The organism is Legionella sp., assembly GCF_049790535.1.
Classification (GTDB): domain Bacteria; phylum Pseudomonadota; class Gammaproteobacteria; order Legionellales; family Legionellaceae; genus Legionella.
In genome coordinates, this window is sequence record NZ_JBAQZB010000126.1 from 1 (window position 1) to 11,585 (window position 11,585).

Genomic DNA, 11,585 nt, shown 5'->3' on the forward strand with positions numbered 1-11,585 from the left:
TTGCGAGCATCGCGAAGCAATCTAGGGTAAAGTGCTTCGAACCTCTGGATTGCTTCACTGCGCTCGCAAAGACGAGGGGAAGATAGTATCTGCTCGACACAAAATGTGTCAAATTCATTAGAAGCTATTTAACTACCAAGCCCAAGAACAATTGCTGTATTTGTAGACGGAATAAATTTGTTCAAACAATTTGTCAGAAATTTCTACGAGCAGTTAATTCTATTTGTTTATTCCTGGATAAAAATATCACTCTTTAATGAATTGAGCTATAAATTAACAACCGCCAGCTGAGGCGCTAATACATCTTCCTTTTTAACTTGAACTTCTTTCCTATCGTTCACATCAAAAAATAAAACATTACCATGATGACGCTTCACCGTAGATCGATGTGCGATACTAATGATGGTGGTTTTGGGTAGGAGTTCCTTGAGACGGCAATAAACTTGTTCTTCTACATGTTCATCTAAAGAAGCTGTAGCCTCATCTAGAAATATCCAGTCGGGCTTTCTTAATAATACGCGTGCGAAGGCAATTCGTTGTTTTTCACCCAATGATTTAAAACCAATTTCTTTATCTAGTTTTTCGGCAAGTGTTTCCATGTTTACGGCTTTTAATGCTGAAATTAATTCATTATCAGAATAAGAGCTGTTTGCATCAGGATAAGCGAGTACCTTTCTGAGGGTGTCATTTGGAAGAGTTGGATTCTGCGGTAAAAAATAAACAGCTTCTAGGCTCTTGGGAATAATAATTTCTCCCTCACCAGATAACCATGTTCCTGCTATTGCTTTAAAAAGACTACTTTTTCCTGTACCAGAAGGCGCTTGAATCAGAGTATGAACCCCTGAAGTAAATCGTAAATTAAGACCTTTAATGACTAATTCATTGCTCCCGTGTAAATTTAGATTCAAATTTTTTACTATAAGATTATTATTTTCAAGCTCTATAGTATGAACAATTCTCTTGGTGGATTTATTCTCATTATTTTTATCCAAGGTTTGTTGTAATGTTATAACACGGCCTAAACTTGTCTGAAATTTATTAATTATTTCAAAAGAGTTAATAAACCAATTTAAAGAAGAGGTTATCATGGAAAAATAATAACCTGTAGAATAAAATACATCTAAAGTAATAAGATCAGCGAAATATAAAGGTGCTGCAGCAAAAATTGGAATAATTGCTTGAAGTATACCATTAAATACATTAAAAGAAGCTGTTTCATTTTGAATGAATAATCGGTTTCTAGTTTTTATGTTTAATTCATCTACCTCTTTCTCCAGGCGTTGCTGGTAGTATTTCTCCGCATGTTCAATTGCTATTTCCTCAGAGAAAATTTTAATCTGTTGTAAATCAGAGCGTAAATTGGACTGAGCAATAGTTTCTTTATTAGTCGACTCGCGTAAAGACTTATTTATAAAATAACCAATGAGCGAAGTTACACTACCCACTCCTAGTGCCACTAATACTAAAAACCCAGGAATTATTATGGTTCCTCCAAAGAGCATGAAGGATAACGAGCCTCCTGCTAAACTTAAAAGTACTGTATAAATGATGAGATTAGAAAAGTTATGGATAAATCCCAAAGATAATTCCAGAAATGATTCAACAATTTTATCAATATCTTCTTGAATACGTTGTTCCGGGTTATCAATGTCACTATAAATTCGTGAAATTTCCAGGTAATTGGACTTATTATTTAAGTACTGATTTATCATTTTTTTAGTTAACCAGGAGCGCCAATTAACATACAATTCATTTTTTAAAAAATTAGTCAAATAATTAACACCAGCCATCATACCAGAAATTAAAAGACCAGCCCCCAATCCCATTAACAAAATAGCAGTATCTTTAGCTATAAATGCGGCAAAAATATAAGGAAAACACCACCATCCTAAAACAAAACCAAGCCCCATCATTGCAAAGGTACTAAATACACAACCCCCAAAAAGCGCCCACGCTTTCCATTTATCATTTGATTTTAAAAAATAATCAGATAGGAAGTGCAAGGATCTTTTGAAATAAGATGGTTCAGATGGTAGCAGATTAGTCATTAGTAGGTATTAATAGATCTAAAAATTGGCAATTGTAATAAAAAAATGACAAATAATCAATGTATTTGTTAAATAACCATTGGATCCTACATATTAGAGTGGCGATGTATCGTAAAATAACTAAAAGCACGGATGGTGACAAATGATCATAAGTTTCTTGATAAATAATATTTAATTTATTGATGCTCGTTCTAATTTAACTTTTCTACTTCAACTGTTATTACTATTTCGTATAGTCTTACAACGACCATTTCTGGCTTATTAGAATAAATCAGCCAAAGTCATTTAGTCTAAGTAGGTGGAGCTCAATAATAAAGCGAAACGTTTCATTTTATTGAGCTGTAACTTATTGTTAAGGCTTTGGTGTATGGCTATTGTCATCTAGTAAAGATTCAAGTTTTTCTATTGCATTATTAATTTTATCAAGTTTAGATTGTTTTGGTTCAAAGAAAGATAATTGTACTTTATCTGAAGTGATCTTTTTAAAACAATCATTAGTTACACTTTTTACAACCTCGATTAACATTCTCAGTAATGATCTATTTGCTTTAATATCCATTTTCGCATTTTTAAGGCTATCATAACATCCAGTAATCGTTTTTTCGAAATCTTCCTCTGTAGGATAATCTGATAGTTTAATTTTTTGTAATTCCTTAATTAGGTTAAACTCAAAAAGTACTATAAAATCATGTTGTTTTTGCCATATTTTTTCTTTTTCAGGATCTTTTGTTGATTTTATCTTGTTTTCTATTGATTTTTTTTTATCGCGTAAAGGAATTATTCCATTCTCAATAAAATCATCAATAATCTTAACTCGTTCTTTTTTTGTCATTTCTGTAGCCATTACTTATCTCCAAATTATGTATTTCGTATTAGAGTTTAGTAAAGCCATTAATTTATGTCAAAATAATAATCTTTTTGATTTCTATGTGATCATAAAATTAATCTTAAATATATGCACCGCAAATTGCTAGGTTGTTGTTAACATCTCAATGGATGAATTCTCCGGAAAAAGTCTCTTCGAGAAGTAGACGCTTTCGCATCGAATGCCATAGGTAGAATACCTTTCTCTGCCGGATGAAACTTCAGCGCTTCGGTAACTAATCCCGCAAACAGATCGAATGCAAACATTTATCTTCGTTAAAATTATCTTTAAATTAACTTAGACTTGAAAAAACCTAGTATATTGAGTCGATATAATTTATTTTTTAAATAAATCGTATTACTTCTCGAGAGACTCTACCAGGGCTGAGGTTTTGACTGTCAATACATTTAAAAGATCGTTTATCAGCCCACGTAACTCCCCCGATAGTAAAGCAAGGGCAGCATCTCGTTGTTGAAGTTCTTCATCAAGTTGTTTAATTTCATTAAAGTCGTCAATTAAATAATCAAGACTTTTCAGTTTTTTAAAGGTGAACTCATGAGTTAAGGTAAATTGGATTCGTTCTTTCCATATTAATGAAATCTCTGCAGTGGCCATACCTTGAGATAATAAGGTTAAAATTTCCTCAGCAGGTAACTCATAACCTTTGCAATGCACACGCTTTTTTTCATTATCTAGAGAGAACAAAATACAATCAGATGCTAATTGGAAATTTGAAGGTAAGGTAGCAGGCGATTGTATCCATTGGGCAAAGCGTAAGGCAAGATTTTCTGAATGAGTCAATGGTTCAATAGCAATATTTGTGACTGATTTACGTAACAGTGAGAGAAGTTGTGAGGCCAGATTATTACTGGCCGCATTGATTATGAGTCGTTTACTGGTGCTATCTAAAATAGCTAATAACTTTTTTTGTATGCAAAACGATTTAGGTAGTAATTCAAACTCAATATCTTCAGCCATTTGCGCTCTTTCAGCACGTTTAATGGTACGACCATGTTGAGTCTCAAGTGCCTGTACTCGTTCAGCTAACATTTTGTTAATCACGCCACGTGGAAGTAAGCGTTCTTCTTTGCCCATGCAAATAAGAGAGCTGCCTCCAATTTCTTGTACTAATTGATCAAGATATATAGGACTCCAACCATAAATAAAACGTGCATGGGGTGGGCAAGGTTTTAGAATATTCTCAGTTAAATCGGTTATTAAATCACTGGTTTCATCTAATGTGTATTGATAAATAAATGCGTTGTTAAACCACATGGAGTACTCCTGGCGTTAGATTATATAATAAGTACCTATTGCAATAGTTCTATTATAAGGTAATTGATAGAACTCGATATTTAAATTGGCTGAATAGTTGCGAATAAGAAAGGCAAACAATTGTTCTTGCCAGTAAAAGGTCAAAGATTTTTTTCTTTTTGATGCCATAATATTGGGAATTTCCACCATATAGGTTGCGCGATCAATATTTAATTTAAACGGTAAAATATTTTTGTCAGAAGCTCTTTCCAAAGCACGTGGAATGGAAATTGTTTCCATAAACCCATAATGTAAGGTGAGATTATATACTTTTTCATGCAGACAAGTTACCTCATAACGTTGACTGTAATGTACATAAGGTATGTTATTAATCACATAATTAACAATGAGTACATGTTCAGGAACAGAGCGACTGAGTTTTAAAAAATGTAAAAAGCTTCCCCCACTTTTATCATAAACGTCAGTAATAAATACAGCTGTTAAATCATGCAATTGATTTAAACTTTTGTATTGTAATTGCTTAAGGATTTTAGAAATATCAGTTTTATTCATATAGAAATTGCAACGGAGATATTCCAGTCCATATTTCCAAGTATACATAATTGAGGCTAATCCTAGAGCAAAAGTAACAGGTACCCAGCCACCGGTTAAAAATTTATGTGCGTTGGAACTAAGAAAAGCTAAGTCAATGATGAGAAACAATCCAAATATCAGACTGGTTTTGATTTTGGACCATCCCCAAATAGCAATAGCAGCATAGCCAACCATAAAGTCAACCATGAGCATGTAAGCATTTACTGCAATTCCATAAGCATGTGCCATGTTATCTGAAGTTTTGAATGCAAAAGAAAGTACTAATGTACCAATAAACAACATAAAATTAATTTGTGGTACATAAATCTGACCGGAATAGTCTCTTGATGTTTGAATTATGGAAATACGAGGACACAGGCCTAATAAAACAGCTTGTTTCGTTAGCGAAAAGGTTGCGGAAATTACCGCTTGTGAGGCAATAATTGTGGCAATAGTTGCAAGAAGAATTAAGGGGATGTAAAACCAACTCGGTGCAATCATATAGAAAGGATTACTAATTGATTCAGGATGTAAAAGTAAATTTGCTCCCTGTCCAAAATAGTTTAATACCAAACAGGGGAGAACCATGGAAAACCAGCTGATACGAATGGCATTTTTACCAAAATGGCCTATATCAGCATAAAGTGCTTCACCGCCAGTAACGACAAGAAAAATTCCACCTAATAATAAAAAACCTTTAAAGCCTGAATCTCGCAATAATACAAAAGCATAATAAGGATTAATTGCTTTAAGAACAGTAGGGGCTTGTATTATTTGAATTAATCCAAGAATTGCAATAGTACAAAACCAAATAAATAGTAATGGGCCAAAAAGATAACCGATACTGGCTGTTCCTTTAGATTGCAGCATAAAAATTAAGCAGAGAATTATCGCTGTGGTGGGTAAAATATAGGGAGTAAAGGACTTTGAAAGAGTGCCTATTCCTTCTACGGCACTGATTACTGAAATTGCTGGAGTAAGCATGCCATCACCTAATAAAAGCCCGGCACCAAATATTGCGAATAGATAAAATACAGCAACATGTTTAGTATTTTTATGCTTCATCAAAGCGAGGAGGGCTAATATTCCCCCCTCTCCATCATTATCGGCACGAAAAATCATGATTAAATATTTATAGGAAATAATGATAATCAAACACCAAAAAATGAGTGATAAAACACCCAAAATAGTAAATTGATTTATGCCTAGATTATTCAATGTCACTTTTAAAGCATACAAGGGGCTGGTACCAATATCTCCAAATACAACACCTAAAGCACCTAAAGTAAGTCCATAAAAGGGTTTATTTGTTTTTTCCATAGAAGTTGTGCACCCTTAATTATAATTCAAAAGTTAATTAGAAGCTTATTACCAATAAGCGTTAATTGCTAATACATAGCTTATATAGCGCGGTATTTTCCCCTTTTACTGGAAACCAGACGCCGCCGATTATTCCTAAATTGGAAGTGAAATTGTATTCCAATGCAGGAGCAAGTCCATATTCATAAAATTGTTTGGAACCAATACTAACAGTATTATTATTTATTGTATCTATGATACCGGCAAAACGTGTTTCTTGCCCATTTGAGTAATAACCCTCCATAGCAGCAACCCAGTTTTGAGTTAGAGTGTATTCAAAAGCAAGATCAATTTTATTTTTTTATGTGGCAGCTAACTGATGGTATTGTGCGTTTTTTAATGCATTGTACTCTCCAAAAGCAATAGACCCAATTCAATATCCTCAGTAAAGATGAGAAGAGGGTTGGTTTTAAATAGTGGGCATTACAGTCCTAATTTTTTGCTTTAAAATGAGCAGAGAATGGTATATCTATTGCAGGGCTAAAATTCTTTGTGTAGATTAGCCCATTTTTAAGCTCTGGGAAATAGAAAATGAATGCAAAAGTTATTTTGCTCGCTGCAAAACAAAATGCTGTATTACGGGGGCATCCTTGGATTTTTCCAAAGGCTATTGCACGGACTTTGGGGAGGCTTGTTACCGGTCATTTGGTTGATATATACAATGCTGATGAAGTTTTGGTTGGCGTAGGTGTGTACAATGAATATTCATTATACCGCGTAAGAGTATTGGCTCTTGCTAATGAGCTATTGGACATGAGTAATTTTTATTCTCTAATTACTCATAGTCTCAAACAAGCAAATCAAGTTAGATGTTGTTTAAATTTACCTAATGAGCATACTAATACTTATCGTTTTTTTAACAGTGAAGCTGATGGTCTTTCTGGTTTAACGATTGATCGTTTCAATCAGCTATATGTGGTAGCTAGTTCTGCTTATTGGGTAGAGTTAAATAAAGAAATCATTATTAAATCCTTGCAAGAATTAGTTCCATCAGCTCAAATTATATGGATGTCGCAAAGTAAACATTTGGGACAAGATGGCTGGAAAGAAATTAACCAACAGGCTATTCATCAGCATACTCAAGTTCTTGAGGCTGAAGTAATTTACCAAGTTGACTTTACAAATACACAAAAAACAGGTTTGTTTCTTGATCAAAGAGAAAATCATCAGCGTATGGCTTTATTAAGTAAGGGCAGGAGTCTGTTGGATCTTTATTGTTATACTGGCGGTTTTGCTTTGCATGCAGCTAAAGCGGGAGCAATAAAAGTTACTGCTGTAGACAGTTCTGCTCAGGCTATAGCACAAGGGAAAAAGAATGCGGAATTAAATCATTTGGTTGATATTGAGTTTATAGAAGCGGATGCTCGTGATTATTTAGTCAAAGCTGGAGATTATGATATTGTAATTCTAGATCCGCCTAAATTAGTTCCTTCGCAACAGCATATGCAGCGTGCCAAAAATTATTATCGATTTTTACATCGTGAGGTCTTTAAACATATGAAGTCAGGTTCCTTATTAATGACATGTAATTGCTCTTCTGCACTGTCATCACCAGAGTTTTGTTCTCTGGTAAGTTCGCAGGCTGGGGCAGTAGGCAAGCAGGTGCGAATTTTAGGTGTTTATGGGCCTGCCAGTTGTCATCCTATTTTGGCTTCTTTTCCAGAGGGAAATTATTTGACGGCGGTTTTATTAGCAATAGTTTGAGTTACAAAGAAGATAATGCAGTCATTAGCATTCCATTTTAAAAGATGAATTAAAGTTATGCTGTGCCAAATACGCCCTTATCCTTGCGCCCCTGATGTTAGAGGGCGTATATCTGGCATTTAGCTTAACTAATTTTGACTGGTAACACGAAGAACTTCAGCAAGCGATGTATCACCAGCAAGTACACGCTTAAATCCATCTTCACGGATGCTTGGTGTAGTAGGTCTTAAATACTCTTCCATAGTGTTCAAGCTTTCATGCCGATGAATCATTCCTCTTAGTGGTTCGTCTATGATAATCAATTCATAAATACTGGTTCTGCCTTTATAACCTAGGTGATTGCAAAGATCACACCCTTTAGGTTCAAATATTTTGGAAAGATCAACGTGAGGGGCCAATTTCATTAGTTCTTTTTCATCGTTTCTTAATTGATGGGGAGTTTTGCAATGAGGACAGAGCTTTCTTACCAGACGCTGAGCAATAAGTCCTACGATACTGGAGGATAAAAGAAAAGATTCAACCCCCATATCACGTAATCGGGTTAATGCTCCTAATGCAGTGTTTGTATGTAAGGTTGAAAGAACCAGGTGACCTGTAAGGCTTGCTTGCACTGCAATTTCAGCGGTTTCCAGATCGCGAATTTCTCCAATCATTACTACATCAGGATCTTGTCGTAAAATTGCTCTTAGACCTTTAGCGAAGGTCATTTGTACTTTATTGTTGACCTGAGTCTGTCCTATTCCCTCTAAATCATATTCAATGGGATCTTCAATTGTTAAAATATTTCGGGTAACCTCATTTAATTCGCTTAACATGGCATATAAAGAGGTTGTTTTTCCAGAACCCGTTGGGCCTGTAACTAAAATAATTCCGTATGGTTCTGCGATTAATTGACGTATAGATTTTACCGTTACCTCAGGCATACCCAATAAATTTAAGTCCAATTGTGCTGCTTGTTTATCTAAAATTCTTAAAACCACGCGTTCTCCATGATTGGAGGGAAGGGTAGAAACCCTGACATCAATATTGTGGCCTCCAATACGTAGTGAAATGCGCCCATCTTGGGGAATACGCTTTTCAGCTATATCCAATTTAGCCATAACTTTCACCCTGGATATGACTAAAGGCGCGATGGCTCGCTGAATTTCTAAAATTTCATGTAAAACACCGTCAATTCGATTGCGAACCAATACACAATCCTCGTAGGTTTCAATGTGGATATCCGAGGCTTTTTGTTTTATTGCCTGAGTAAATAATGCATTGAGTAAGCGAATAATGGGGGCATCATCTTGATTTTCTAATAAATCCTCGCTGATTGGAAGCTGGCTTGCTAATAGTGAAAGATCCATATCCTCTTCCATGCCGCCAGCTGCTTCTAATATTGACGATTTGGATTGATAGACGTTTGCTAAATGTTGTTGAAATAGTGTCTCATCAACTTGCATTAATGATAAATCGCACTGCAATAAACGTTTTACTTCGGCAAGTGCTTGTAATGAAGCACTGGATAGATGGTAAACAAGAGCTTTCGTATCTGCCATGTCACTTGCAACGACAATCCCTTGTTTTTTTGCAAAACTATAGGGAATCAGTAATTTTTCTTCATTTTCCATGACTTATTTGGTAACCAAGAGTGGAGGGCGACTAAAAGGTCGAGGTAAGTCAGCTCGTTTTAATGCAGGTAATACACTTGAGTTATTACTTTGTACATATTGCTCTTCTGAGCGTATCCAATCCAGTTCATATTGGCGAGTATTATTATATTTCTCGCTACTAAAATGAGAAGTTTCTTTCTCATTACGTAAAATAATGGGCTTAATAAAGACCATAAGTACGCGTTTATCTCGTGTGTGAATGGCGCGTTTAAATAATCTGCCAATACCTGGTATATCGCCTAGAATGGGTATACGATTGCTATCATCCCCTAGGCTATCTTGAGTGAGTCCCCCCAAAACAATAACATTACCACTTTCGACATGCACTGAAGTTACGATGCTGCTAATTCTAAATGTTGGTGTGGTTGAGAGCTCAGCGGCTACTTGCGGATCCAGTGTATCATTGCCTTGATCAATTTGCATTTGAATGCCATTTCCACGAGTAATCTGTGGTCTTACATAAAGGTGCAAGGCTACGTTGACACGATCATATGTAGTGAACGGACTTCCTGAGGGTGCTGTGCCACCAGCATTATTGGGATAATTTGACGAAGCTACGGAAACTTGTTTACCCACAAGTATTTTTGCCTGCCGATTGTCAAGCACTACTACTGAGGGTGTAGATAAAATATTGGCTTTATGAGCGCGTGCTAAAGCATAAATCTGAGCCTGAAAATCCTTAATTTTGGTTTGGCTGTTGATAATTGCAAAACCGTTTCTAAAGACAGAGGATTTTTCATTTTTTATATTACTGCCCCATTCGATTCCCAGCTCGTTTGCATCTTCTTGATTTATTTCCGTGACCAAAGCTTCAATTAATAATTGCGCAGGTTTAATATCTAATTGTGAAATTACCTTTTTTAGTACACGTATCACTGATGCAGGTGCATTCAAAATAATCGAATTAGTATTTGGCTCGCCAATAATTTGAACGGATGGTTTGGTCGAGCCTTCGTTTTGGGTATTGGCTGAGCTAGTATTTGTTGTAGCAGCTGAAGAGCTTAAAGGTGAGGTACTTGAGGCTGCATTCTGAGAATTAGAATTATTGCTTACCAGATTGGAGGCTGGATTGGTACTGTCAAGCACGGGTGTGGTTATTGTTCCCATTGTGGTGCCAACATTTCCACTGAAATTTGCTTGGGCAATACCGGCAAGGATAGGGAGTAAATCTTCTGCTCGCATGTAATTGAGATAAACAACTTGGGTATTACTGTTTAGACCCGTTGGACTTTCTTTATCTAATTTTATGATGAGCATTCTGATGCGTATTCTATCAGTTTTAGAACCACTGATTAAAATAGAATTAGTACGATCATCAGTTGATACGCTAAGTTGAGAGTGGCTATGTGTCTGTGTTTTTATTAGATCTTTGATAAGTGCTGCAATATCCATGGCTAAAGAATGTTTTAATGGGACTATATCAATGCCATTCGCACTTGAATTATCTACTTGCTTAATAATACTGGCCAGACTGTCAATATTATTGGCACGTCCTGATAAAATAAGCATATTTGATGGAGGATAAGCAGTTACGCTGCTCCATTGCGGCATCAGTGGTCTTAAAACAGGTACTAATTGCTCCGCAGGAACGTAATGAATGGGTACTACCGCAACCATTATGTCATCACCCAATGGGGGATTTTTCATTTCATTTCTCAAATTAAAAGATAAAGTTTTGGCATCCATGTTAGGAATAATTTTAATTATTTCGCCACTGGGTATCGCAGCATAGCCAGAAACTTGCAATACGGAAAGAAAAACCTCATAAAGCTCATCATTTGACATGGGTGTTGATGAAACAATGGATACTTTTCCTTGCACTCTCGGATCAATAAGAAAGTTCTTACCAGTAACGCGTGATACCTCAGCAATCACTGCGCGAATATCAGCGTTTCTTAAGTTCCACAATTTACTGTTTTGTGGCATTGTTTGGGTTTGATCTCCAGAATTGCTCGTAGACCTTATTGGTGAAGAAGACTGGTGAGTAGTGTTTACTTTATAATTATTTGTATTTTGTGACAGTTTGCTTTGCAAAGCCCTTGCTGTTAAATAATCGTTAATTGGACCAATTTGTACTAGATAGAGTCGTGTTTAAGATTATTTTTT

8 protein-coding genes are annotated in these 11,585 nt (G+C 35.6%); 1 reads left to right on the forward strand and 7 read right to left on the reverse strand.

Features of this window, described 5'->3' with window-relative positions; translation table 11 throughout:
- Positions 1–266: 266 nt before the first annotated feature.
- From WA877_RS07955 to WA877_RS07975, 5 genes are all read right to left on the reverse strand, one after another.
- On the reverse strand, positions 267–2,048 hold the full coding sequence (locus tag WA877_RS07955; RefSeq protein WP_425170383.1) for an ABC transporter ATP-binding protein/permease: 1,782 nt from the start codon (positions 2,046–2,048) through the stop codon (positions 267–269).
- Positions 2,049–2,400: 352 nt separating this feature from the next.
- Positions 2,401–2,892 carry a hypothetical protein gene (locus tag WA877_RS07960; protein WP_425170384.1) on the reverse strand — a complete coding sequence of 164 codons (492 nt, stop codon included), beginning with the start codon at positions 2,890–2,892 and terminating at the stop codon, positions 2,401–2,403.
- A 378-nt stretch (positions 2,893–3,270) separates the two neighbouring features.
- Complete coding sequence (locus WA877_RS07965) at positions 3,271–4,188, reverse strand: recombination-associated protein RdgC (protein ID WP_425170385.1); 918 nt, start codon at positions 4,186–4,188, stop codon at positions 3,271–3,273.
- A 15-nt stretch (positions 4,189–4,203) separates the two neighbouring features.
- Positions 4,204–6,081, reverse strand: a complete 1,878-nt coding sequence (locus tag WA877_RS07970) for a potassium transporter Kup (RefSeq protein ID WP_425170386.1) — start codon at positions 6,079–6,081, stop codon at positions 4,204–4,206.
- A gap of 61 nt (positions 6,082–6,142) precedes the next feature.
- On the reverse strand, positions 6,143–6,364 hold the full coding sequence (locus WA877_RS07975; RefSeq protein WP_425170387.1) for a hypothetical protein: 222 nt from the start codon (positions 6,362–6,364) through the stop codon (positions 6,143–6,145).
- A gap of 287 nt (positions 6,365–6,651) precedes the next feature.
- Between WA877_RS07975 and WA877_RS07980 the strand changes: the two genes are divergently transcribed.
- A complete protein-coding gene (locus WA877_RS07980; RefSeq protein ID WP_425170388.1) occupies positions 6,652–7,824 on the forward strand; it encodes a class I SAM-dependent rRNA methyltransferase in 1,173 nt (390 codons plus the stop codon).
- Positions 7,825–7,952: 128 nt separating this feature from the next.
- Here the strand turns inward: WA877_RS07980 and lspE are convergent, their stop codons facing one another.
- Together lspE and WA877_RS07990 are read right to left on the reverse strand one after the other, a co-directional pair.
- Positions 7,953–9,437 carry a GspE family T2SS ATPase variant LspE gene (lspE, locus tag WA877_RS07985; protein ID WP_425170389.1) on the reverse strand — a complete coding sequence of 495 codons (1,485 nt, stop codon included), beginning with the start codon at positions 9,435–9,437 and terminating at the stop codon, positions 7,953–7,955.
- A gap of 3 nt (positions 9,438–9,440) precedes the next feature.
- Positions 9,441–11,405: a secretin N-terminal domain-containing protein gene (locus WA877_RS07990; RefSeq protein WP_425170390.1), complete on the reverse strand. Its 1,965-nt coding sequence runs from the start codon at positions 11,403–11,405 to the stop codon at positions 9,441–9,443.
- Positions 11,406–11,585 lie beyond the last annotated feature (180 nt).